Below are 24,597 nucleotides of genomic sequence, written 5' to 3'. Positions count from 1 at the left end.
GAGCGCAGGATGCCCGCGCCCACATAAAAAAGACATTTTTATTGGTGCAAGATGTTTTTTCGGCGCGTCGTGCGTCTATGATGGAGTCAGATGTGCTGGAATGCGAAGGCGCGCGGCGAGGCGGTTCGGCATGATTCGTGCGGGAGTCGGTGAGGCGGCGGAGTCGTCGAATCATCGTGAATCCGGCCTTGTCGTATGCTATAAAAGATCGACGTGCGGCGCGCGAAGCCGGGAGTTGTCGCATGAGGACGCTGCGTTTCTTGCAATTCTTTTTCAGGCGAATTTTTATGTCCTTCCCGAAAAAGCGTAGACGCGCGAAGGTGGACGGCGATGAGTCGTTCCTCGCGGTACTGCGGCATTTCAAGCCCTTCGGGCAACTTGACACCAAGATCGCGCGCGCTCGCGCGCAAGACGAGCCGGTTCTTTATGCACATGTGTTGCCCGGACTCGACGTGCTTCTATGCAGCGTGCGCGGCGCACATCCTCCTTACCCGGCCGCGGCCGAATTGCGGCGGCGCTGCATCGAATCCATTACGAATGCACTGGAACAGCCGCTCGACGGTCTCGAGAACGGCGGTTACTGGTATGAAGCGGACGGCTTCGGATTCCTGGTATTTGCGAGCCGCGCTCGCGGCAAGATCCTGACCGAGTTCGGCGCAACACGCGTGGGCGCGCGTCGCGGAGTACGCCGGCAAGATGCGGCGGGCGACGCAACGCCGCGGTCGTTGCGTTAGGCGGGCCCTCTCGCCCGTTCTTGCGCGTTGTCGTAGGCTTTTGCTGCCGTATGCGGTGTCGTCAGCGCTGTTGTCAGTCTTACTGTGTCGCGCATGCTCCTCCGGGAGAAGCGCGGCGTGTTGAAAAGCTGCCAGCACGAGTCCTGCACATAGAGCTACCGCGAGCTTTCTCTTTCCCCTCGCCTCATTCCTTCTCTTTCATCGCGCGACGCGATTCGCTCCCGCGAACCGATTACATCAGTGCTGCGCCATCGCGCTTACGCCGACTCCGCGCTCCCCGCGCTATGTCGAAGGCACGCTGATCAACCATAAAAAGACGAACGAAAAGCCGCTGCCAAGGTTCCAGTGGAACCAGTCCGCCGGCAGAAAAAAGTGCATCAGCTTCCCTTGTACTGGGCTGCGCTCGCGGGCGAAACCGTCGCGGGCTTGCGTCCAGTCGGCGCAGGCGCTGAGGCCGCCGACGCGGCCGACGCCGCGTCCGCTGAACGCTTGTTGACCGGCACCCCCTCGAGCGAAATGGCGGGCTTCGGCTTCTGTTTGGTGCCGGGCGGCGGCGCCGTCGGAGCCTGCCGGACTTGCGACAGCAATTGGGTGCACGGCAACGGCTTGTTATTGCTCGGCGCGAGCAAGGGCAGCAGCGCCGCGAATGGATTGATCAGGCCGAGGCCCACAGCCGCGCCGCCCCGCAACGCCAGCGCGCCCACGTTCACGCCGACGTGCGGGTCCTTGAACGTGCCCTTCGCATATAGCGGCGAGCGCAACGAGAACACGCGGAACCCCTTCGTATGCGGATGCACGCCGAGGTCCATCGTTTCGTCGCGCAGATTGACGTTGCCGTCGATGTCGATCACGGCGTCGTCGGTATCGAGTGCGAACACGCGCGAATCGAGCACGCCATTGGTCGCAACAAAATCCGCGGCGGCACAGTTGATCTTTACGTCCCGATTGCCGAAAAGCTTTTCATACACGACGTTCGCGACGTTCAGGCCCGCGGCTTCCATCAGCAAGCGGCTCACCGTACCTTCGGTGACGAGCGCCTTCACCTCGCCGTTCGAGGTGGCGGCGAGCGCCGCAGGCGAGTTGCCCGTCGCGGTCAGCGCGGCGTCGCCATTGATCTCGCCCAGCGCGTTTTGCATCGTCTTGAAGTTCGGAAACAGCTGCTTTAACTTCAGATGCCGCGCGGTGGTCGCAAAGCGTCCCTTCAGCGGCGCGCTGCTGCCGTCCAGATGAATGTTGGAGGCGAGCGTGCCGCCGGCCACGCCGAACTTCAACGGCTCGAGCGACAGCACGCCGTCTGTCATCACGACGTGGGTGTAGAGATCGGTGATCGGCAGATCGGCGTTCTTCACGATACGCCGGCCGGTGAACTTCACGTCGGCGTCGATCGCCTTCCAGCGGTCGGTGCGGAACTCTTCGACGGGCAAGACCTTGCTCGACGGCTGCCTGGCCGCATCGCCGCGCTTGGCCTTGCTCGCGTTGGAATCCGCGCCGATCACCGGCGCGAGATCAGAGAACTGCAGCAGGTGCGACACGAGTTCACCCTGCAACAGCGGTCGCGGTCGGCGCGCCGTGTAGGTCAGCGAGCCGTTCAGGTCGCTGCCGCCCACGCGGCCTGTAAAGTTTTCATACTTGAACACGTTGCCGGTGGTCTTGAACTGACCGACGAGCCGCCCTTCGGTTGCGTAAGGCGGCGTGTCGGGCAGCGTCACGCCCGTCAGCGAATAGAGTTTTGCCATGCTGCTGCCCTGCACCCACAGGCGCATATCGACGGCGGAAAGATGCGCCGGGTCGGTGAGGGTGCCCACGAGACCGACGTGCAGGTCGCCTGCCTTCACATCGGCCTGAACGGGGAACGGCCGGTTGGCGTCCTGGAGCGCCAGCACACCGCCCACTTTGCCGCTGCCCGAGACCGGCGTCTTGTTGTAGGTGCCTTTCAAGGTCCAGCCGATTGCATACGGCGGCACCTCGCGCTGAGCGCCGCGCGCCGCGCTCGTGCTGTCAGCGCTAGCGCCGCTTGCACTCGATGCCGCTGCCACGTCTGCACCGCTCGCGCCGGACGCCGCTGTGACCGCCGCGCCGCTTGCGCCCTTCGAACCGCCCGCTGTGAGCCCGCCCGCGGCGCCTGTCGCCGCCGTCGTGCCAGATGCGTGGATGTCTGTTGCAGAAGCGCCTGAAGCCGCCGCCGCGGAAGCGGCCGAGGCCGCCGAAGCCGCCTGCGCCTCAGCCTGGGCGCTCAATTTTTTCGCGCCGTCCTTGCCGACCGCTTCCGCCGATGCCTTGCGCGAGGCCTCCTCCTGCTGCTTCATTGCCTCGCCGATCGGAATCGGCTGACCGAGCGTATCGACGACCATCTGCACGTCGACCTTCTTCTGCTCGTCGGACAGCGCGATATTGCCCTTCGCGAACACGATGTCGTGCAACTGCAGCTTCCATTGCGACGGCGTTTTCGACGACGGCAGCTGGAACGTCCAGTTATTGCGCCCATCGACCATGCGTTCGAGATCAACAGAAGGATTCACGAGGTTGATCGCGGGGATCACGATGTTGTGCGCAATGAGCGGCAGCACCTTCACCTGGAAGTCGATCTCGTCGAGCGTCGCGAACTGCGGGCGCTTCGCCCAGTCGGGGTTCGCTATCGTGATGTTGGCCGCCGAGAAACGCGGCCAGGGCACCCAGCTTTTCCAGCCGGTTTCGCCGGCCCGGTGCCGGAAACCCACCTTCAGATCGCCATTGATGGTGAACTGCCGACCGATCGCCTGCGTCACCTTGTCATTGACGTAGGGCCGCGCGCGGTTCCAGTCGAATGTGAGAATGAAAACGGTGAGCGCAATCACGAGGATGACGATGATCGCGAGTATCCATGCGACGATTTTGCCGACCCGTCTTCCCACTGTGCTCGACCCTGCCATCAAAAGGCTCCCTTTTGCTCGTTGGTTGTCGATCGCGCAGCAGATATTGTGCCCGCGAGCGCCGGCGCAGTGCTTCGCAGGTTCGTCGCTTTGTTGCTTTATGCGCGCGGTGCGCGCTCGGCAGCTCGCGGCCGGTCTCAGTCCACTTTATGATGCTGCATCGCGCACCCCGCCCTCTACGCACCACTTGTTTCCATGACCGATGTCCCCTTCGTCTTCGCCGACGGCATCGTCCGGCGCGATGCATCGCGCGGCCAGACCCTGCTCCAGTCCACCACTTTCGCGCTGCACGCCGGCGACCGTGTCGCAATCACCGGAGCGTCGGGCTCAGGCAAGAGCGTGTTCCTGCGGGCACTCGCGCTGCTCGATCCGCTCGACGCCGGACGCATCGTCTGGCATGGCGCGCCCGTCGGCCGAGCCGCGATTCCGCGTTACCGGCGCAGCGTCGCCTATATCCGGCAGCGGCCCGCGCTGCTCGACGGCACAGTCGAAGACAATCTGCGTTACCCGTTCGAGCTGCGTGCGTATCGCGATACGCGCTTCGACCGCGAACACGCGGCTGATCTGGTCGCGCAGGCGGGCCGTTCGGGCGATTTTCTCGCCAAACGCGCAAGCGAACTGTCAGGCGGCGAAGCGCAAATCACCGCGCTGATTCGCGTGCTGCAACTCGCGCCCGAGGTGCTCCTGCTCGACGAACCGACTGCGTCACTCGACCCCGAGTCGTCGCACGCCATCGAAGGACTCGTGCGCGCATGGTTCGGCGCCGATCGCCGTGCTCACGCTTCTATCTGGGTCTCGCACGATCCGGCACAAGCTGCTCGCATGAGCGAGCGCCATCTGACGATGCATGCGGGCGTCCTCGAAGAGCCCGCCGTCATGTCCGCGCAAGGAGCGCCCAACCGATGACATTGCAAAACCTGAGTCTTTGGGACGTGGCGATCGCCGCGTTGCTGATCGTCGTGAACGGTGTGGTGTCGGTGGCACTCAAGCTCGATCTCGAACGCAAGCTCGCGTGGGCCGCCGTGCGCACCGTCGTGCAGTTGCTCGCGATCGGCTATGTGCTGGGTTGGGTGTTCCGCTACGACCACTGGTTCGTGGTGCTGCCGTTGATGACCGTGATGACACTGATCGCCGGCTTCGCGGGCGCGCAGCGCGGCAGCCGCACATACGCGGGACAACGCGCGGACAGTGTGCTGTCGATCTGGGTCAGTTCGTGGCTGGTGGCAGCGGTTGGGCTCTTCGTCGTGATCCGCATTCACCCCTGGTACGAACCGCAATATGCGATTCCGATTCTCGGCATGATCCTCGGCAATACGCTCACAGGCGTCTCGCTCGGCATCGAACGAATGACCGAGGAACTGACCGCCCGGCGCGACCGCGTGGAGATGGCGTTAGCGCTCGGCGCGACGCGCTGGGAAGCGGCGCAGGCGCCCGCTCGTCAGGCGGTGCGCGCGGGTATGATGCCGACGCTCAACCAGATGGCCGTGGTCGGCGTAGTCAGCCTGCCCGGCATGATGACCGGCCAGGTGCTGGCCGGCCAGTCGCCGTTGCAGGCGGTGCGCTATCAGATCGTGATCATGTTCCTGATCGCGGCATCATCGGCGCTCGGCACGGTGGGCGCGGTGCTGCTCACCTACCGGCGCCTCTTTTCGGCGGAGCACCGGTTTCTGCCGGCGCGGCTGGTCGAACGGGCCGGCGCGCGGCGCTGAACCGCTCAGACTGGATCCGGCGATCCAGCGGTCCAGCGGTCCTACGGTCCGGCGATCCGGCGATCTGGCGATCTGGCGATCCGGCGATCTGGCGATCCGGCGATCCTGCGATCCTGCGGTCCGGCGGTCCGGCGGTCCGGCGCGGTCAGCGTTTCGCGCTGACCGCGACGACCGTGCCGTCACTGAGCGTCAGCGTCTTCGTGCTGCCGTTCACCGGCATCGTAAAGCGCAGCACCTGGCTCACGCTGACATCGTTCGGACACTTGAGCGATTTTCCACCGGCCGTGACAGTCTTCACGCCGTCTGGCTTGTGCGCCTGGAAGCTCAATTGCACGGTCGCGGTGCCATCGTCGGCGACGACCGGCGCAAGGCGGATCTGCGTCTGGCGGATCATCGCGCCATTGGAGTCGAGCGGCAGCGACGCGTAGTTCGGACATGCATCCGTCGCCGGAATTGCGCCGCCGGGCGGCACCGTCTTCCACGTGAAGTCGTCCGACTGACCGGAGCGGATGGTGCGCGTTTCCTGCGAGTTGCCGAACTGTTTGGATGTGACGCGGACCGTGTAGCGAATCGGACCGTCGAGGGCGGATTGCGACGTCACCGTAATCGGCGTGGCCGCGTGAGCGGCAGGCGCGAGCAGGCCGCAACAAAGCACGCAAGCGAGAGAAGCGACAACCGGAACGGCGGAGAGTTTGAAGCTGGAGCTCATACTGTCACCTCGTTGTTGTGCCGCTGCATGCCCGCGCAAGTGCGGCTGCCCGCGCATGATCCTGGTGCAGCGCGCGGAAGCCGCCGGCGGACGCGAGACACGCAACCGTTTTAGCATGATGCGTCACCAGTCTACCGCCAAGCGATGCCGCGCGCGCTCCCTGGGCATCGGGTGTTACCCCGCTTGCGTGGACGGGTTTTATCAGAAGCCGGTCAGGACGAGCTTGCCGATCGCGCGCCCTTCTTCGAGCAGAGCATGCGCGCGGCGAAGGTTCGCCGCATTGATCGCGCCGAGGTGTTGGCCGACGGTCGTGCGCAACGTGCCGGCATCGACGAGACGCGCCACCTCGGTCAGCAGCTTGTGCTGCTCGATCATGTCGGGCGTGCCGAACATTGAACGCGTGAACATGAACTCCCAGTGAAACGCGGCGCTCTTAGCCTTCAGCAACTCAACGGGCACCGGCTTGCTGTTTTCGACGATCGAGCAGATGCCGCCCTGCGGTTTGACGAGCTCAGCCGCGACCGGAAAGTTTTTGTCCGTGTCGTTGAACATCAGCACGTAGTCGACCTGTTCGATGCCAAGTTGCTTCAATTGAGCGGGCATGTCGCCGAAGTGATCGACCACATGATCCGCGCCCAACTCTGTTGCCCATTTCGCCGACTCGGGACGCGACGCGGTCGCAATCACTTTCAGCTTCGCGAGCTGTTTGGCCAGTTGGATGCCAATCGAGCCGACGCCGCCCGCGCCGCCGAAGATCAGCACCGCGCGCCCTTCGTGCGCGCCTTGCGGCGAGACGCCGAGGCGATCGAACAACGCTTCCCATGCGGTGATCGCCGTGAGCGGCAACGCGGCCGCATGGGTGAAATCGAGCGACGCGGGCTTGCGTCCGACGATCCGCTCGTCAACGAGATGGAACTCGCTATTCGCGCCCGGTCGCGTGATGCTGCCCGCATAGAACACGGGATCGCCGACCTTGAACAGCGTCACGTCCGGACCGGCTGCGACAACCGTGCCGGCGGCGTCCCAACCGAGCACGCGCGGCGCTTTTTCGACGCTGTCTTTCGGCGCACGCACCTTGGTGTCGACCGGATTCACCGAGATGGCCTCGACTTTCACGAGCAGATCGCGACCAGTTGCTTCAGGTTTCGGGATATCGACGTCGATCAGGGCTTCGTCGTGGTCGATGGGCAAATAGCGGTAAAGGCCAACGGCTTTCATAGGTGCTCCCGTGTTTGTTCCGATGACGTTGAAGAACCGGCGAAGTCGGCGCGGGCTTGAAGCCGCCCGCGTCATGTCAGGCAGACCGCTGATCCGTGGACTTGATCGTAAGCCCTCTCTTACTTTGATAATAGCGGCATCGTTCCGTCGCGGACTTCGACGTCCGCGCGCTGGAAGGTCCGCTCCACTGCGTGGAAGTAACGGGTATTGCGCAGTGCCCAATGCGCCGCTTTACCGATCTGATGCCAGTTTCCGGTCATAGACGCCTCCGGTCAGGCCGCGAGCTGGGCGACCATCCCGCTGACGATTCGGCAGAACCCGTCGGGCTCCTCGAGCATCATCATGTGGCCGACTTCCGGCTGGACCACGTAGGACAGCGCCGCAGCGTGCGCCCAGTCCGGCGCGTTCCATCCAGCCGCCGACCTTTCGCCAGCGAGCATGAAGAAGGGAGTGCCCCCCTCGACGACCATGCGAATGCGCGAAAGGAAATCGGGCGCGCCGGTTTCCGCCACCACCGCGCGCGCCATTGCCTGAATCGTTTCGCGCGGTTGGTTTGCGAGTGCGGTGCGCGCCCACTCGAGACGCTGCTGCGTGACGGCAATGCCGCCGCTCTTCAGCCAGCCCTCCGGATCGGCGACGAGGCGCGCGTGCTCTGCCTGCCACGCGGTGGCGTCCAGACCGGCGATTTTCCGACACCAGAATGCGTCGTCGAGCGTGAAATTTCCTTCGCGACATTAATCACCCCGCACACGAGGTCGGGCGCGGACGCGGCTACGAGCATTGCGACTGCGCCGCCTACACTGTGTCCCAGCAGGACACTCGGCGCGCCGACGCGCTCTTGCATATAGCGGATCACATGCGCCACCTGGCCGGCCAGCGTGATCGGCTCAACCGCGCTGTCTCCCAGCGCGCGGTAGCCGATCAGATCGGGGGTATGAACATCGACGCCGGCTATGCGCCGGTTCGGCGCATAGAAGCTCTGCGACCCAAACAGGCCGTGAATCATAACCAGCGGCATAGCTTTACTCATGGTGTTTCGCCTGACAATGGGAATGCAGCATATCCCCGGCAACGCCGACGACCGTTGCCCACTTCAGCGGCTAAAAGCCGATTCGCGCACGGCGCCGATGTCCCGTACTGCGTTCCACGTCATGCTCGCCACGTAGAACACGACGAGCGGCGTTGCGCGGCCTGCCTCGATGCATCATGCCGCGCCGTTAGGTACGGGTGTCCACTTGTGGCGTCGCTGGCGCGTAGAAATGCGTCGACGACCGGCGAAATCGGGACCTGCAACTCAAACAGCGCCGCGCCGAGAATTTAAGGATCTATGCGCGGAGGCTCAGCGACAACGCCAGCCAGCAAGCCGCCACGTCCGTCGATGTCGGCAGCAGTCCGGCCATGAATGCAGCAAACCTGCCAAACAGATGAGCACCGCAAAATTCGTCGCTCTCATTAAACGCGGAATTAACACGGGTCACGGAGATACAGCGATAAATAAATACCTCTAAATAGAATGCATTAATTTATATAATTTAATATAACAACATATTAACGCTATTCAGTTTCGTATATTGGCGCGAGTCGGCCTCTAGCACCTTCAGTTCGACACAACTCGACCTCAGTCGGTCTGCCACTCGCCCCAAGCCAACTTCACGGTGCCGCAGGCGGGCCTACGGTTCCCCAAGTCGGCTTGCAATGCCTCACGAGTCGCCCTTGCCGGCTGCCGTGCCTGGCGATTTCTCATCCGTGTTGACGTCGGCCTGCGCGTCGTTCTGCGTCTTTTCCTGATACTCGCCGCCACCGCGGCGGTCCGTGTCCTGCAGGCCGCGTTCGACGTCGCTATGCGCCTGTTTGCCGATAGGCCGTGGCTCTTCGTCGTGCTGGGAGCCGGCGCTCTGGTCGTTCTCATGCGGCAACGGCGCGGCTGCGTCCTCCAATGACTGCGGATTCTTCTCGGCATGCGGATCGGCCTGCTTGCCGCCGTCCGACGATTGCGGTGTGCTCTTCATAGCCAGCTCCTTCTATCTGTTCAGTATCGCACTCGACGCGAACGCGCCGGCTACGCTCCGTTCAGGCGTTTTCTCATTGCCGCGGTGATACGCTGGCGCGTCTTCGAGTAATCGGCCCACGGGTCGTTCTTCAGATTTGCAAGACGCTCGTGCAGGTTCTCGATATTCCACTGATCGCCGCCGGTGGTCGCCGCGACTTCGTCCCATGCGAGCGGCACCGAAACGCCCAGCCCCGGCCGCGCCCGCGCGGAAAACGCGGCGACCGTGCTCGAGCCGCGGTTATTGCGCAAATAGTCGACAAAGATCTTCTGCTTGCGATTTTGCGCGCCCATTTTGGCGCTGAAATACTTGGGCAGCGTGCTAGCCATGTGCTGAGCGACGGCCTGCGAAAACTCCTTCACCTCGTCCCAGCCCGCGTGTTTCGACAGCGGCACCACGACATGGAAGCCCTTGCCGCCGCTTGTCTTGCAAAAAGACGTGAGGCCGAGTTCGTCCAGCAGCGAGCGCGTCAATTGAGCGGCCTCGATCATCCGGTCCCAGCCGAGCGACGGATCGGGATCCAGGTCGAACACGACGCGGTCCGGCTTTTCGATATTCGACGCCACACCATTCCACGTGTGAAATTCGATCGTGCCCATTTGCGCGGCGCCGACCAGCGCCTTCACGCTCTCCACCGTGATGAGCGGAGGATGACCGGGGTCGAGCCCGGGGTGCTGTGTGATGTTCGGGATCGACAGCTTCTGGCTGTGCTTCTGGAAAAAGAGCTCACCGCCAATGTCCTCGGGCGCGCGCACGAGCGACACGGGCCGGTCCGCCAGATGCGGCAACATCCATTGCGCGACCGATTCGTAGTACTGCACGAGGTCGATCTTGCGCGTGCCGGTGCTCTTGTCGATCACGCGGTCCGGGTGCGATACGCGAACGCCGGCGACTTCGGCGGGCGACGCGGATTTTTTCGACCGCGGAGCGGCGGTTTTAGTGTCCGCGGTTTCTTCTTTTGATGTGGTGGTTTTTGCTGCTTTACTCGCTGGTTTCGCCGCCGCCGTGGTCGTAGCCGTTGTTTCGCCGCCGGTTTTGGCCGTCGTTTTAGCCGTCACCTTAGCGGTGGTTTTAGCTACCGCTTCGGCGCCCTTTTCCGTGCCCTTACTTGCGACCTTTCTTGCGCCCTTTTCCGTGCGCATTCCCGTTGCTTCTTCCCCCGTTGCCTTGCCGGCGGAGCGCTTCTTATCTGCGCCCGAAGTCTGCACGTCGCCATCAGTCTCAGCCGCCGCGCGCCGTCCCGAACGCTTCTTCGGCGCCGTGTCGGATTCGGCCTCAATATCGGTTTGTTGTTGCACGTCGTCCCCCTTGCGTGGTGCTTCCTTGACGATCTGGCGCGCCGGCTTGTCGCTGCGCAAACTGACGAACGACGCCTGGCGCACGATACCGTCGCTCGTCCATTCCGCGAAATTGCATTCCGCGACGAGCACGGGCTCGACCCAATGCACCGGCGTGCGACTGCGCTCGCGCGGCGGGCTCGCGAACGGCATGCGCTTCGTCTCGTGTGCGTCGAGTTCTTTCTTCACCGAGCGCAGCAAGGCGGCGTCAAAACCGGTGCCGACGCGCCCGGCATATTGCAACTTGCCTTTGCTGTCGTGCACGCCGAGGAGCAGTGCGCCGAACGCCGCGCGGCTGCCCGACGGTTCCGAATAGCCGCCGATCACGAACTCCTGGCGTCGGCGGCACTTCAGCTTGATCCACGTCGCCGAGCGGCCGGACATATAGCCGCTTTCGCGCCGCTTACCGATGATGCCTTCGAGCGCCATGTCGCACGCGCTTTTCAGCAGATCGTCGGCGCTGAAGTCGAAGTCGTTCGAAAAGCGCAGCACGCTGTCGTCGACCGGTTCGAGCAGCGCGCGCAGGATTGCGCGTCTCTGCTGCAGCGGCACGCCGCGCAAGTCGTAGCCGTTCAGAAACGGCACGTCGAACAGATAGACGACGATGTCTTGCGGCCGGTTCGAATCGAACGCGTTTTGCAACGCCTGGAAGTTGGGCACGCCGTTCTCGTCGAGCACCACCGCTTCACCGTCGAGCCACGCGCTTTCCAGGCCCAGTTGTTCGAATGCCTTCACCTGCTTGCCGAACTTCGCGGTCCAGTCGTTGCCCGCTCGCGTGAAGACCTGCACATTGCGGCCCTTCGCGTTCGCGTCGATGCGGGCGAGCACGCGATAGCCGTCGAACTTGATTTCGTACGACCAGTCATCCCCAGGCGGCGTAGCGTCGACGAGCGTCGCCAACTGGGGCTTCAGCGTCGCAGGCAGTTTCGCTGCCACCGCACCTTCTATCGCGGGCGACGCGGCCAGTTCGCGCAACGACTCGCTGCTGCGCGTCGCCACGATGTCCGGCCGCTTCGGATCGCCGCGTACGGCGGCCGCCTTACTTTTCTTCGCGGCAACCTGCTTGTCGGGCCGCTTATCTGTTTGCTTATCTGTTTGCTTATCTGTTTGCTTGTTCGTCTGCTTGCCGGCTTTCCCGTTGCGGGCCGGCGCCGCGCCGAGCACGCTGCCGGGCTGTTCTGCGAGAACATCGTATTCGCTCTCGGGACGCGCCTCGTCGTCGCGTTCCTTGATGAGCAGCCACTGCTCCTTGTCGGCGTTGCCGCGCATGTGGCTGCGCACGAGCGTCCAGCCGCCGTGCAGCTTTTCGCCGTGCAGGTGAAACTTGAGCTTGCCGGCCTGATACGCACGCGCCGCCTCGGCCGCGCCGCCGACCGGCTCCCACGTGCCGCGATCCCAGACGATCACCGTGCCAGCGCCGTAATTACCCGGCGGAATTTCGCCTTCGAACGAACCGTATTCGACCGGATGATCTTCGACGTGCACAGCGAGACGCTTGACCGACGGATCGAGGCACGGCCCTTTCGGCACCGCCCATGAAAGCAGTGTGCCGTTCAGTTCGAGACGGAAGTCGTAGTGAAGGCGCCGCGCGTGGTGCTCCTGGATGACGTACGACAAGCCCTCGTCTGGTCCTGGCCGCGCCGCGTTGCGCGCGCCGCGCTTCCTCGTCGCCTTGGCGCCGGCAGGCTCGGGCGTTTCGTCGAAGCGGCGCTTGCGGTTATAGAGATCGAGTCGGTCGTTCATGGCGCGGACTCCATCGGGGTCGAGGTAGCGACGGCTTGCGGCGCTCGAACCGAGCGGTCGGGTCGGGGCATAGCCGGGTTCGTGCCGCAGTTCGTGCCGCTATCTGCGCCCCGTTGCGCTCGCCGCTCCATCATGCCGCCGCGCGGCGCTTGCGCGCAGTCGTCGACTTGGCCGTGGCACGTCCGCCGCCACTGCCGCTGCTACTGCCGCTTCCACTCGATCGAGGCGCGCTTGTCGAGCGCGTCGTGCGTGGCTTTTTACGCGACGCCGTCGAGCCGCTGTCCTCTTGTGAATCGCTATCTTCGTCGGCAGTCTCGTCGGCGGCAGCGCGCTTGCGCGTGCCCGAAGCGGGCTTACTCTTACCGCGCCCAAGGCTGCGCTTGAGCAGGTCGGACAGATCCAGAATGTCCGCCGATTGACGCGACTCGCGCGGCGCTTCGATGTCCGTGATTTCCTCGGTCTTGCCCTCGCGGACCTTCCGGTCGACGAGCGCCATGATGTCGTCGCGGAACGTGTCGTGGTATTTCGACGGGTCCCAGTTGTCGCTCATGTCGTCGATCAGCTTCTTTGCCATGTCGAGCTCGCGCGCGCTGACACCCGCCGCCTTGGTGCCTTCGGCGGGCAGCTTGAATTCGTCGAAGTCTCGCACTTCCTCCGCCCAGCGCAGCGTGTTCAAGGCAAGCACCGGCCCGACCGGAATCAGTGCGGCAAGATGCTGCTTGTTATGCAAGACGACACTGGCCACGCCGACCTTGCCCGACGATTTCATCGCCTCGCGCAACAGCGCATAGACCTTTTCGCCCTTGCGGTCGGGCGTCAGAAAGTAAGGTGTGTCGAGATAGAGGAAAGAGATGTCGGGTGCGTCGACGAACGCCAGAATATCCACCGTCTGCGTGGATTCCGGATTCGCCGCGCGAATCTCGTCATCCGTCAGCACCACGTACTTTTCCTTCTCGTATTCGAAGCCGCGCACGATGTTATCGCGCGTCACGTCCTTGCCCGTGCGCTTGTTGATCTGCTTATAGCCGACCGGATCGATCGTGCGCTTATCGAGCAGGTTGAAGCCGACCTTCTCCGACTTCGTGGCCGGATACAACTGCACCGGTACGTGGACAAGGCCGAAGCTGATCGCGCCTTTCCAGATCATGTGTGCCATCGTGCGCTCCCCTGGGCCTAAGACCCATGAAGAAGCACCAAGCGTGCCACGGCCTTTTAACGACGCGCGGCGCAAGGGCGTTGGCCTACCCGCACGCCGCGCTGTAAGTCTTGCATGATGGCGGCAAAAACTACGGAGTCCCCTGCATTGCCGCCTGCACCTCTATCGGCAAATCAGCGGTACGGAAGCGAACCCGCGAAACCTCACGCGCCCGCCGCGCGTCGGCTCGCCGTCCAGTCGATAAGAAGGAAAACGCTGGATGAAACGGCCGATAGCAATGCGTGCCTCGAGCCGCGCGAGCGACAGACCCGCGCATTGATGGATGCCGAAACCGAAAGCGAGGTGCCGATTGGGCGCGCGGCGGATATCGAAGCGGTCGGGCTCCGGGAACTGCTCCGGGTCGCGATTGGCCGCGCCGATGCACAGCGTGATCGGCGTGCCGCGCGCAACCGGCAAGCCGCCTATCTCAGTGTCGACAGTCGTCATGCGGTTGCCGAGCTGGTTTGAACTCTCAAAGCGCAGGCATTCTTCGACTGCCGATTCGATCAACGACGGTTCTTCCAGCAGCGCGGCGCGCTGATCCGGCCATTCGGTCAACGTGACAAGCCCGTTGCCGATCAGGTTCGTGGTCGTTTCGTGACCGGCATTCAGAATGAAAATACAGTTCTGCAGCAACTCTTCTTCCGACAATTGCTCGCCGTCGCCGCTTTCGCCGCGCTCGCCTTGAATGAGGCGCGTGAGGACATCGTGTTGAGGATCGCCCGGCTCGCGCCTGCGCCGCGCGACCAGATCGCGCAGGTAGTCGACGAACTCGGTCACGGCGCGATTGCCCCGCTCGAACTGCGCGTCGGTGAGCGACGGCTCCAGCGCGCCGAGAATCGCGAGCGACCAGTCGCGCAACGGCGCGCGTTCCGCATGCGGCACGTCGAGCAGGTTGCCGATGATCTCCACCGGAATCGCCGACGCGAACTCGCCGATCAGATCGATGCGCCCGCGTTCAGCCGCGGCATCGAGCAGGCCGTCGACGAGACGGACCAGACCGGGCTCCATTGCCGCTATCGCGCGTGCAGTCAGCGCGCCGGCGATCAGCTTGCGCACGCGCGTATGGCGCGGCGGATCGTTGAACACGAGGCTCGTGGTGTGATGCGCGTAAAGCGGCGAGTCGCCGTACTTCGGCTTGAATTCGACGGTCTTATCCGAACTGAAGGTCTTCGGGTCGCGGTATACGGCCTGCACGTCGCGAAAGCGCGTGAGGAAAAGCGACCCGTCGGGCATGCGCTTGACTGGCTCATGAATGCGCAATGCGCTGTAGACCGGGTATGGGTTCGCGTAGAACTCAGGGCTCAGATGGCGCAGATCGAAGTCGCGCGCGAGGATGGCTGTGTCGCCGGCGGTCGCCGTGGGCATGCGTTGTCTCCGTATGGTGTGCTTTGTTGCTCCTGCATCGCAACGACCGTGCTCCGCGCTTTTAGTGCGCTTTCGATGCGCTCTCGGTGCGCTTTGCGAGCGTTGGTCGATGCCTTTCTCTGTACGCTTCGCGCAGCGCTCGTTGATGGAGTTCTCGCGGCGACTTGAAGGCGTGGATGCAGTGAGCGTCGAGCGTCGTTTGACTCGTCAGTATGAACCAGGCACGCGGGGATTGCATTGCCGCTAACCCGCGTTTGGGCGTTTGGGCGTTTGGGCGTTTGGGCGTTTGGGCGTTTGGGCGTTTGGCGTTTGGGCGTTTGGCGTTTGGCGTTTGGCGTTTGGCGTTTGGCGTTTCGCCGTTTCGGCGTTTCGGCGTTTCGGCGTTTCGGCGTTTCGGCGTTTCGGCGTTTGAGCCTTGCCGCGATGGCACATCCCGTTGAACCGTTACAATAAGCGGATCTCCCGCGAGCCCTGTGCTCCTTTTTCCTGGTCAATGCGTCGTTCATGAACCTCGTCATCCAAAGCCCTGCGCCGATTTCCGCCGATCACCACAAAACGCTCGTTGCGCTCGCGCGCGGTTCGCACGCCACCGTTGTCGACGCAAGCGCGATCCGCATCGCCGACGCCGATATCGCGCAGCGTCCGGACCTGGACGTTTATTGCGGCACGCATCGGCTGGACTACGCGTTCGTCGAAGCAGGCCGCCAGTTGCACGACTTCGGCCTTGTCGCAATGGACATGGATTCGACGCTGATCACGATCGAATGTATCGATGAAATCGCCGACTTCTGCGGTCTCAAAGCGGAAGTCGCCGCGATCACCGAGGCCTCGATGCGCGGCGAGATCAAAGACTTCAACGAAAGCCTGACGCGCCGCGTCGCGCTTCTGAAGGGACTCGACGCAAGCGCGCTCGAACGCGTTTATGAAGAACGCCTGCAGCTTTCGCCGGGCGCCGAGCAGATGCTGGCAGGCGCGAAGGAAGCGGGACTGAAAACGCTGCTGGTGTCGGGCGGATTCAACTTCTTCACCGAGAAGCTGAAGGCACGGCTCGGCCTCAACTTCACGCGCGCCAACACGCTCGAAATCGTGGAGGGCAAGCTGACGGGCAAAGTGCTCGGCGAAATCGTCAATGCCGACGTGAAAGCGCGCACGCTGCGCGAGACCTGCGCGCGGCTCAACATCGACCCGTCGCGCGCAATTGCGATGGGCGATGGCTCCAACGATCTCAAGATGATGGCCGAAGCAGGACTTTCCGTTGCGTTCCGTGCGAAGCCGGTAGTACGTGAAGCGGCCAGCGTGGCGTTCAACTACGTGGGTCTGGATGGGTTGTTGCGCTTGTTTTGAGGTTCGATGCCAGGGTGGGGAGTTGCGTTTCGTTGCGTTTCGTTGCGTCTTCGTTGCGTCTTCGTTGCGTCTAATGGCTGCGCGAGGTGGCGCAGCTTGGACAGACTATCTTTCCGTAAACGCCCAAAGCAACGCCACGACCATGAAGAGAAGGTCGATAGCCATTACGATCGAGGTCCACTTTAAAATACGCCAATGATTTCTCTCCGACGCGAGGAAAGTTACTAGCTTGTTCATAAGTGCCTCCTTGAGAGAGCCAGTATAAATGCTGCACTATCCAATAAATCGGTTCACATAGATGTGTAGGATTGCCAACAAGATAGCCGCAACACAGGTAGACACGATCGAACAACCGATTGCCACTCGCGAGAAAGTCCCTCCGGTCCGCTGCGTGTAGGGGCGACTAACACGTCTAGCTACCCTGCCGTAGTGAGAGTTGAGAAGGCAAGACATGACGATGATGGAACATACGAAAGCCAGCAGGCAAAAAGTCACCATGCCCAACTCAAGAACGGCGACTGCCCTGCCGCCCTGCTCCAACGCCGTCACCAGCTCATAAACCCCGGCGGCGCACAGCCCGATCGCACACCAGAACAGTTGCCCATCTTTGACCGAGTCTGCAATCAGTTCCTTTGCAACCGCCCAGCCGTGTGCGGGTGCGACCAGCGCCAAGGTAAAGATGGGGCCGACGATGGGCACACCGAGATTGAGCAACATCCACAAAGACAGGTTCATCGAAGCGCGCCATCGTGCCTGGCAGTGAGGTCAGATGTACACGATCGTACAGGGTCGAGATGGCGCCTAACAATCAGCCAAACGGCCAAGGCGTTGGGCGAAGCATAAGAAAAAAACCCACCGTGAACGCATCACGGTGGGCTTGTCTCACTGCGCCGACGCAGCGTCAGTTCACTCGAGTGCCGCGAGACACTGCTCGATATCCGCTTGCAAATCGGCTTCTTCCTCGAGGCCGATATAGAACCGCACCAGCGTGCCGCGATGCGGCCACTCGCCTTCGGTACGCATCGACGCAATGTCGTACGGCATCACGAGGCTATGCGCGCCGCCCCAGCTCCAGCCAATGGCAAAGAGCTCCAGCGACTCGCAGAAGGTGTCGATCTGCGCGGCGCTATAGCGGCCGTCGAACACGACGGAAAATAGTCCGCCAGCTCCCGTGAAGTCGCGCTTGAAGAACTCGTGTCCCGGACAGTCCGCAATTGCCGGATGCAACACCGCGGCGATCTCCGGCCGCGTCTTCAGCCACTGCGCGAGCGCGAGCGCCGAGCGGTCGTGCTGCTGGAAACGCACCTGCATCGTCGGCAGGCTGCGCAGGATCAGCGAGCAGTCGTCCGACGATACGCCGAGGCCCATGCGCATGCGCGCCGCCTTGAGCTTCAGATGCAGCTCGCGATCGACGGTAATGGTGGCGCCCATCAACACGTCGCCGCCACCCGACTGATACTTCGTGAGCGCCTGCACCGAGATGTCGACGCCGTGATCGAACGGACGAAAACCGAGCCCGGCGGACCAGGTGTTGTCGATTGCCGTCACCACGTTGCGGGCGCGGGCGGCCGCGGTGATTGCAGGCACGTCGGCCACTTCCATCGTCACGGAACCGGGCGCTTCCAGCCAGATGAGCCGCGTGTTCGGCTGGATCAGTTCTGCAATGCCCGCACCGATCATCGGGTCGTAATAACGAACCGTCACGCCGAAGTCGCGTGCGAGCCAGTCGCCGTGATCGCGGTTCGGCGAGTAGACGTTGTCGGGAATCAGCACGTCGTCGCCCGATTTGACGAGCCCGAAGTACACGTTCGAAATAGACGACAGGCCCGAAGGCTGCAACAGAGCATGATTGCCGCCCTCGATCGCGGCAAGGCGCTGCGCGAGAGCCAGCGACGTGGGCGTTGCGTGCAGACCATAGCGCCATTGCGCGTCGTTTTTCCAGTCGAGCGCGCGCATGGTCGCGAGGTCCGGAAAAACGACGGTCGACGCGCGCGTGACCGGCATGGAGAAAGACTCGAAGCCCGGCGTGAGCTTGTCCTCTGCATGCACGATGCGAGTCTGCAAAGCTCGTTTGAGTTTGGATTGGGTCATGGTGAATTCAATGAAGAAAGACGATGCGAAAAGCGGAGAACGCCGCGCCGCTCACGCAAGAGTAGACGAGTCGGCGGAATTTCGCCGCGCCGGGCGCCGGGCGCCGGGCGTTGGAGCCGCGAGCCCCGCGCAGGGTCACTCGCCGGTTTGCAGGTTGCTGACGCCGCCTACAGGCCGCCCTGCTCCCGTTGGCGCTGCCGGCGGAGCAGCGGCTGCGGGCGCCGTCGCAGCGGGGCGAGTCGCGGAAGCCGTGTCGCCCGCAGCGGCTTTGCCGTCTTTCGCGGCAGCCGCCGCGGCCGCGCCGGCTGCCGGCACAGCTTGCCCTGCCGCCAGCGGCTTGAGATCGAAAGGCTGCGGGTTCGAATCGTCGACGTTCATCCGGTCGCCGGTCACCGAACCGTCAGCCGCGAACTTGCCGACCCAGTTGCCGGTAATGTGCGTGCCGTCGTTCGATTCCTCGACTTCGAGCGTGTCGCCATCACGGTCGCCGGCGATCAGGATCACTTCACCGGTGTCCGTGAACTGATACTCGCCATGAACGCCGGACGGATCGTCCGTCTTCGGGCCAAGGCGCAGCACGATCTGGCGTGAGCCGAGCATGCCGCTATAGCGCGGGAACCTGGCGAACTCGGGGCTCGGCCTGAGCGGCAACTGGATCGGCGGGGGCGCGGCGAGTTCCTTTACCGCGTCGCTTTGCGCCCAGGCCGTTTCCGGCGACAACGCCACCGCGCTCACGGACAGCAATGCGGCAACGCTCACGGCCGCCCAGCCGCGCCGACGCATCGCGCCTTTAACCGATTTCGATTCCTGCATCCGTTCTTTCCTCAATTGCCTGACTACTGCTTGCCGCGCTTCCGGCCATTCAGATCCGTTCGAAGATCGCGGCGATGCCCTGTCCGCCGCCGATGCACATCGTGACGAGTGCGTAGCGCCCGCCAATGCGCTGCAGTTCGTACAGCGCCTTCACGGTGATCAACGCGCCGGTCGCGCCGATTGGATGGCCGAGCGAAATGCCCGAGCCGTTCGGGTTGACCTTGGCCGGATCGAAGCCCAGTTCCTCGCTGACCGCGCAGGCTTGCGCGGCGAACGCTTCATTGGCCTCGATCACGTCGAGGTCCGCAACCGTCAGTCCGGCACGCTCGAGCGCCTTGCGGCTCGCGGGCACAGGACCGATGCCCATATAGGCCGGATCGACGCCCGCATGCGCGTACGAAACGAGCCGCGCCAACGGCTTGATGCCGCGCTGTTCGGCGACGCTGCGCTCCATCAGGACGACGGCAGCGGCCGCGTCGTTGATGCCCGAAGCGTTGCCTGCGGTGACCGTGCCGTTTTCTTTCGCGAACACGGGCTTGAGCTTCGAGAAATCTTCCGCCGATGCGTTCATGCGCGCGTGTTCGTCGGTATCGAACACGGTGTCGCCTTTCTTCGACGGAATCGTGATCGGCAGGATCTGTTCCTTGAAGTGACCGCTCGTGATCGCGTTGGCTGCGCGGCGATGCGATTCGAGCGCGAGCGCGTCCTGTGCTTCGCGCGAAATGTCGTATTTGCGCGCTACGTTCTCAGCGGTCACGCCCATGTGAACAGACTGGAACGGATCGTTCAGCGCGCCGACCATCATGTCGACGAGGCGCGCGTCGCCCATGCGCTGACCGAAGCGCGCGGCGGGCATCGAATAAGGTGCGCGGCTCATGTTCTCCGCGCCGCCGCCGATCGCGATGTCCGCGTCGCCGAGCAGCACGCATTGCGCGGCCGACACGATCGCCTGCAAGCCCGAGCCGCACAGACGGTTCACGGTCAGCGCGGGCGTGTGCTGCGCGACGCCGCCGTTGATTGCGGCCACGCGGGCAAGATACATGTCTTTCGGTTCGGTATGCACGACGTTGCCGAACACCACATGGCCGACTTCGTCGCCGGACACATTGGCGCGTGCGAGCGCCTCGCGCACGACGCGCGCGCCGAGATCGGTCGGCGGAAAGTCTTTCAGACTGCCGCCGAAGCCGCCGATTGCCGTACGCACACCGCTCACCACCACCACGTCCCGTTGCATTGCTCGCTCCTCGTTTAGTCTCTCAAGATGGTTGGCTTTGGCTAGACCGGTATCGCGGCGCGTAATGCGCGGCGCTCAGCCCGCCAGAATCTGTTCGACCGCCGCCCGCGAAGGAATCGGCGCAACTGCGCCATAGCCTTGCGTGGACAGCGCCGCGGCGACGTTCGCATAACGCGCCGCTTCGAACGGATCGTCGCCTTCGACCAGCCGCGCGATGAACGCGCCGCCAAAGCAGTCGCCCGCGCCGGTTGCATCGACCGCATTGACGACGTGGCCCGGCACGACGCGCCGCTCGTCGGGCGTCGCGATGTATGAACCTTCCTTGCCCAGCTTCAGCGCAACGACGCGCGGGCCGTGCGAAAGAAGGAAATCGACGATCTCGTCGCGACCGGTCAAGCCGGTGAGTTCGGTGACATCGTCCCAGCTCGGCAGGCAGATGTCGGTCTGACGGATGGCTTCGAGCATCAACGCGCGGGCCCGGTTCAACGGCCACAGCTTCAGGCGCAGATTTGTGTCGAAGCTTACCCGCACGCCGTTGGCGCGCGCATGCGCAATGGCTTCGAGCGCGGCGTCGCACGCGCTCAGGCTGATCGCGAGACTGATGCCCGACAGGTGAACGACTTTGGCAGCGGCGATTGCGTCAAGCGGCAGGTCGCGCGGCGCATAACGGCTCGCCGCGGAACCTGCGCGCAGATAGTCGAACGCGTGGCCGTCCGGGCCATGCGAGACGAAATAAACGCCGGTGGACGCATGCGGGTCGACGCGTACGAGCGCGGTATCCACTTGCTCGCGTTCCCACAGATCGATGAACAGGCGCCCGAAATGATCGGCACCGACCGCGGACACGAAGCCGGTGCGCGCGCCTTGCCGCGCGGCCGCGATGCAGAAGTTCGACGTGTCGCCGCCGAAACCCTGCAGATAGTTCGGCTCGTCTTTCGCCGACTGGTTGAACTCGATCATCGCCTCGCCGAGCGCGAGGACTTCCGGTTTAGCGGACATGTTCACCGACATCGCTCAGACCTCGCCCCACAAGTCGTGGCCGTCCGCGCCGGTGATCTTCACCGACACGAAATCGCCGACCTTATAACGCTTCGACGCCTTCACGGCGGGGGCGATATACACGACGCCGTCGATCTCCGGCGCATCCGCGGCCGTGCGGCCAATACCGCCGTCGACGTTGATTTCGTCGACCAGCACTTTCAGCGTCTTGCCGACCTTCTTCGCGATCCGTTTCGCCGACACTTCCTCGGCCACTTCCATGAAACGCGCGCGGCGCTCCTCGCGTACTTCATCGGGCAACGCGCCGTCGAGTTCGTTCGCCGTAGCGCCTTCGACCGGCGAGTAGGCAAAGCAGCCGACACGATCCAGTTCCGCCTCGCGGATGAAGTCGAGCAGCGTCTGAAACTGTTCTTCGGTCTCGCCCGGAAAGCCGGCGATAAACGTGCTGCGGATCGTCAGGTCCGGGCACATTTCGCGCCACGCCTTCACGCGCTCCATCACTTTCTCGGCGTTGGCCGGGCGCTTCATGCGCTTCAACACTTCAGGATGGGCGTGCTGGAACGGCACGTCGAGATACGGCAATACGTGACCTTTGTACGGACCTGCCGCCATCATTGGGATGACTTCGTCCACGCTCGGATACGGATACACGTAGTGCAGGCGCACCCACGCACCGTATTGCGCGGCCAGTTCGCCGAGTGCGCCGACCAGATCGGTCATACGCGTCTTGATCGGCTTGCCGTTCCAGAAGCCCGTGCGATATTTGACGTCGACGCCGTACGCGCTCGTGTCCTGTGAAATGACGAGCAGTTCCTTCACGCCGGACTTGAACAGATTTTCCGCTTCGAGCATCACTTCCGCGACCGGGCGCGAAACGAGATCGCCGCGCATGGACGGGATGATGCAGAACGTGCAGCGGTGATTGCAGCCTTCGGAAATCTTCAGATACGCGTAGTGACGCGGCGTGAGCTTCACGCCAGCGGCCGGCACGAGATCGACGAACGGATCGTGCGGCTTCGGCAGATGCGTGTGCACGTGCTGCATCACCTCGCCCAACGCGTGCGGACCGGTGACGGCCAGCACCTTCGGATGCACTTCTTCAATGAGCCCCGAGCCGCTCGCGCTCTTCTTCGCGCCGAGGCAGCCGGTGACGATCACCTTGCCGTTTTCATTGAGTGCCTCGCCGATGGCGTCGAGGCTTTCCTGCACCGCTTCGTCGATGAAGCCGCAGGTATTGACGACCACGAGGTCCGCGCCGTCATACGTGCCGGAAATTTCATAGCCTTCGGCGCGCAGCTGGGTGATGATCTGCTCGGAGTCCACGAGAGCTTTCGGGCAGCCGAGGCTGACGAAGCCGACCTTCGGACTGGAAGGCGTCGGCGAGGTGGAGGGAATGGTCTGCGGCATAGGAGAATCCGGCGTATAGCGGTGACGTGGCGACAATGGGGACGATCGGGACAGCGCGGCAAGGACAGGGAACTGGAAACTCACAACGCCCAGATCCGAAGAACCAGCGTCCCGCGCACGCAACCCGCTATTGTACCGCGCTCGCGCCGCCCAGCCTGCTGCGCGCCGCACCATCCGTGCTGCAAGCCCGCACCGCCATGCGGGTGCACGCCGCGCTCGGACCGCTACTTCTTTTCCGGTTCGGGATTGGCCTGCGGGCTCGCCGGCGCCGCGGTGTTGGCGCTGCCCGGCACGTTGGCCGCGCCGCCCGGCACGTTGACCGCGCCGCCCGGCGTGAACGGGAATGTGGCGAACATGGACTTCGCCTGGTTCTGCATCTGCTCCTGCATCTGCACGAACATGTTCTTCGACTGCTCGATGTAGCTCGTCATCATGCCTTGCATCATCGGCGCCTGCATGTTCATGAACTGCGACCACACCTCGGGGTTCATCGCCTTGCCTTCATACAGGTTCTTCGACTGATCGGCGAGCTTCGCCTGAATGTCGATGAAGGCCTGAATGTTCTTCTCCAGATAGGTGCCCATCATGCCCTGCATCGCGTGGCCGTAGAAACGGATGATCTGCGACAGCATCGACGACGAGAACATCGGCAAGCCGCCGCTCTCCTCCTCGAGGATGATCTGCAGCAGGATCGCACGCGTCAGGTCTTCGTTGCTCTTCGCATCGATGACCTTGAAATCCTCCTGGTCCAGCACGAGCTGTTTGACGTCCGTCAGCGTGATGTACGTGCTTGTCTCGGTATCGTAGAGCCGACGATTCGGATATTTCTTGATCAGTCGTTCGGCTGCTTTCTTTGTAGTAGTGGTCATGTAACGCCTTTGAGCGCAAGTAGAGCGCGGACGGCGTGCCGGCTGCGCAATCGGGCATTTGCGCAACCGGGACGCCGCCGGAACCATCCGAGCCAGAACGCGCTGCCTTGTGAGCGGCGCGCCTGTAACTCAGCCCATATGCAAACCGCCGTTCAGCGAAAAATCCGCGCCCGTGGAAAAACCGGATTCTTCCGACGCGAGCCACGCCACGATCGAGCCGATTTCGTCCGGCTGGCCGAGGCGGCGCACCGGAATCGTCGCAACGATCTTTTCCAGCACGTCCGGGCGGATCGACTTGACCATGTCCGTGCCGATGTAGCCCGGCGACACGGTGTTGACCGTCACGCCCTTGGTGGCCACTTCCTGCGCGAGCGACATTGTGAAGCCGTGAATGCCGGCCTTCGCGGTCGAGTAGTTGGTCTGGCCGAACTGCCCCTTCTGCCCATTCACCGACGAAATGTTGATGATGCGGCCCCAGCCGCGCTCCACCATGCCGTCGATCACCTGCTTCGTGACGTTGAAGAGACTGGTCAGGTTGGTATCGATCACCGCGGTCCAGTCTTCGTGGGTCATCTTGCGGAACACGACGTCGCGCGTGATGCCCGCATTGTTCACCAGCACGTCGATCTCGCCGACTTCGGCCTTGACCTTGTCGAACGCGGCTTTGGTCGATTCCCAATCGCCGACGTTCCCTTCGGACGCGACGAAATCGAAGCCCAGCGCCTTCTGCTCCTCGAGCCACTTCACGCGGCGCGGCGAATTCGGGCCGCAGCCTGCGATGACCCTGTAGCCTTCTTTGTGCAGCCGCTGGCAAATGCTCGTGCCGATGCCGCCCATGCCGCCCGTTACATACGCAATTCGCTGTGTCAT

Annotated in this window: 22 protein-coding genes; 4 read left to right on the top strand and 18 right to left on the bottom strand. The window is 63.3% G+C overall.

Features of this window, described 5'->3' with window-relative positions:
* Nucleotides 1–242: 242 nt before the first annotated feature.
* Nucleotides 243–734 carry a hypothetical protein gene (locus RW095_RS27530; RefSeq protein WP_006048904.1) on the top strand — a complete coding sequence of 164 codons (492 nt, stop codon included), beginning with the start codon at nucleotides 243–245 and terminating at the stop codon, nucleotides 732–734.
* Between the two features lie 377 nt (nucleotides 735–1,111).
* Here the strand turns inward: RW095_RS27530 and RW095_RS27525 are convergent, their stop codons facing one another.
* A complete protein-coding gene (locus tag RW095_RS27525; RefSeq protein ID WP_317021956.1) occupies nucleotides 1,112–3,643 on the bottom strand; it encodes an AsmA family protein in 2,532 nt (843 codons plus the stop codon).
* 195 nt (nucleotides 3,644–3,838) lie between these two features.
* On the opposite strand from RW095_RS27525, the gene RW095_RS27520 reads away from it, so the two are divergent.
* On the top strand, nucleotides 3,839–4,549 hold the full coding sequence (locus tag RW095_RS27520) for an ABC transporter ATP-binding protein (RefSeq protein WP_317021955.1): 711 nt from the start codon (nucleotides 3,839–3,841) through the stop codon (nucleotides 4,547–4,549).
* Nucleotides 4,546–5,352: an ABC transporter permease gene (locus RW095_RS27515; protein WP_317021954.1), complete on the top strand. Its 807-nt coding sequence runs from the start codon at nucleotides 4,546–4,548 to the stop codon at nucleotides 5,350–5,352. The genes RW095_RS27520 and RW095_RS27515 overlap by 4 nt, the downstream gene beginning before the upstream one ends.
* Nucleotides 5,353–5,497: 145 nt before the next feature.
* Here the strand turns inward: RW095_RS27515 and RW095_RS27510 are convergent, their stop codons facing one another.
* The 9 genes from RW095_RS27510 to RW095_RS27470 form a co-directional block, all read right to left on the bottom strand.
* Nucleotides 5,498–6,061 carry a DUF6013 family protein gene (locus RW095_RS27510; RefSeq protein WP_317021953.1) on the bottom strand — a complete coding sequence of 188 codons (564 nt, stop codon included), beginning with the start codon at nucleotides 6,059–6,061 and terminating at the stop codon, nucleotides 5,498–5,500.
* A 201-nt stretch (nucleotides 6,062–6,262) separates the two neighbouring features.
* On the bottom strand, nucleotides 6,263–7,279 hold the full coding sequence (locus RW095_RS27505; protein ID WP_317021952.1) for a zinc-binding alcohol dehydrogenase family protein: 1,017 nt from the start codon (nucleotides 7,277–7,279) through the stop codon (nucleotides 6,263–6,265).
* Between the two features lie 119 nt (nucleotides 7,280–7,398).
* Nucleotides 7,399–7,539: a hypothetical protein gene (locus RW095_RS27500; protein ID WP_317021951.1), complete on the bottom strand. Its 141-nt coding sequence runs from the start codon at nucleotides 7,537–7,539 to the stop codon at nucleotides 7,399–7,401.
* A gap of 12 nt (nucleotides 7,540–7,551) precedes the next feature.
* Nucleotides 7,552–7,806, bottom strand: a complete 255-nt coding sequence (locus RW095_RS27495; RefSeq protein WP_317021950.1) for a hypothetical protein — start codon at nucleotides 7,804–7,806, stop codon at nucleotides 7,552–7,554.
* 86 nt (nucleotides 7,807–7,892) lie between these two features.
* Nucleotides 7,893–8,309 carry an alpha/beta fold hydrolase gene (locus tag RW095_RS27490; protein ID WP_317021949.1) on the bottom strand — a complete coding sequence of 139 codons (417 nt, stop codon included), beginning with the start codon at nucleotides 8,307–8,309 and terminating at the stop codon, nucleotides 7,893–7,895.
* 670 nt (nucleotides 8,310–8,979) lie between these two features.
* A complete protein-coding gene (locus RW095_RS27485) occupies nucleotides 8,980–9,288 on the bottom strand; it encodes a hypothetical protein (protein ID WP_317021948.1) in 309 nt (102 codons plus the stop codon).
* Between the two features lie 50 nt (nucleotides 9,289–9,338).
* Nucleotides 9,339–12,407 carry a DNA ligase D gene (gene ligD, locus RW095_RS27480; protein WP_317021947.1) on the bottom strand — a complete coding sequence of 1,023 codons (3,069 nt, stop codon included), beginning with the start codon at nucleotides 12,405–12,407 and terminating at the stop codon, nucleotides 9,339–9,341.
* Nucleotides 12,408–12,537: 130 nt separating this feature from the next.
* Nucleotides 12,538–13,563, bottom strand: a complete 1,026-nt coding sequence (gene ku / locus RW095_RS27475) for a non-homologous end joining protein Ku (protein WP_317021946.1) — start codon at nucleotides 13,561–13,563, stop codon at nucleotides 12,538–12,540.
* A 162-nt stretch (nucleotides 13,564–13,725) separates the two neighbouring features.
* Nucleotides 13,726–14,970, bottom strand: coding sequence for a cytochrome P450 (locus tag RW095_RS27470; RefSeq protein ID WP_317021945.1), 1,245 nt, complete (start codon nucleotides 14,968–14,970; stop codon nucleotides 13,726–13,728).
* 504 nt (nucleotides 14,971–15,474) lie between these two features.
* Here RW095_RS27470 and serB point away from each other — a divergent pair.
* Complete coding sequence (gene serB / locus RW095_RS27465) at nucleotides 15,475–16,314, top strand: phosphoserine phosphatase SerB (protein ID WP_317021944.1); 840 nt, start codon at nucleotides 15,475–15,477, stop codon at nucleotides 16,312–16,314.
* Between the two features lie 273 nt (nucleotides 16,315–16,587).
* Here serB and RW095_RS27460 read toward each other — a convergent pair whose 3' ends face one another.
* The 8 genes from RW095_RS27460 to RW095_RS27425 form a co-directional block, all read right to left on the bottom strand.
* Complete coding sequence (locus RW095_RS27460) at nucleotides 16,588–17,049, bottom strand: hypothetical protein (protein ID WP_317021943.1); 462 nt, start codon at nucleotides 17,047–17,049, stop codon at nucleotides 16,588–16,590.
* Between the two features lie 171 nt (nucleotides 17,050–17,220).
* A complete protein-coding gene (locus RW095_RS27455; RefSeq protein ID WP_317021942.1) occupies nucleotides 17,221–18,405 on the bottom strand; it encodes a cystathionine beta-lyase in 1,185 nt (394 codons plus the stop codon).
* A 135-nt stretch (nucleotides 18,406–18,540) separates the two neighbouring features.
* Entirely contained in the window at nucleotides 18,541–19,218 is a 678-nt protein-coding gene (locus tag RW095_RS27450) for a hypothetical protein (protein ID WP_317021941.1), read from the bottom strand.
* Nucleotides 19,219–19,267: 49 nt separating this feature from the next.
* On the bottom strand, nucleotides 19,268–20,452 hold the full coding sequence (bktB, locus tag RW095_RS27445; RefSeq protein WP_317021940.1) for a beta-ketothiolase BktB: 1,185 nt from the start codon (nucleotides 20,450–20,452) through the stop codon (nucleotides 19,268–19,270).
* A gap of 75 nt (nucleotides 20,453–20,527) precedes the next feature.
* Nucleotides 20,528–21,463: a sugar kinase gene (locus RW095_RS27440; protein ID WP_317021939.1), complete on the bottom strand. Its 936-nt coding sequence runs from the start codon at nucleotides 21,461–21,463 to the stop codon at nucleotides 20,528–20,530.
* Between the two features lie 3 nt (nucleotides 21,464–21,466).
* Nucleotides 21,467–22,858: a 30S ribosomal protein S12 methylthiotransferase RimO gene (rimO, locus tag RW095_RS27435; RefSeq protein WP_317021938.1), complete on the bottom strand. Its 1,392-nt coding sequence runs from the start codon at nucleotides 22,856–22,858 to the stop codon at nucleotides 21,467–21,469.
* Nucleotides 22,859–23,082: 224 nt separating this feature from the next.
* Nucleotides 23,083–23,727: a polyhydroxyalkanoate synthesis repressor PhaR gene (gene phaR, locus RW095_RS27430; RefSeq protein ID WP_201701500.1), complete on the bottom strand. Its 645-nt coding sequence runs from the start codon at nucleotides 23,725–23,727 to the stop codon at nucleotides 23,083–23,085.
* 129 nt (nucleotides 23,728–23,856) lie between these two features.
* Entirely contained in the window at nucleotides 23,857–24,597 is a 741-nt protein-coding gene (locus tag RW095_RS27425) for a 3-ketoacyl-ACP reductase (protein WP_128594961.1), read from the bottom strand.

The organism is Paraburkholderia kirstenboschensis, from assembly GCF_032806925.1.
Classification (GTDB): Bacteria; Pseudomonadota; Gammaproteobacteria; order Burkholderiales; family Burkholderiaceae; genus Paraburkholderia; species Paraburkholderia kirstenboschensis.
Note: the sequence above shows the minus strand (reverse complement) of the source record. Positions and strands in the feature narration are given on the sequence as shown.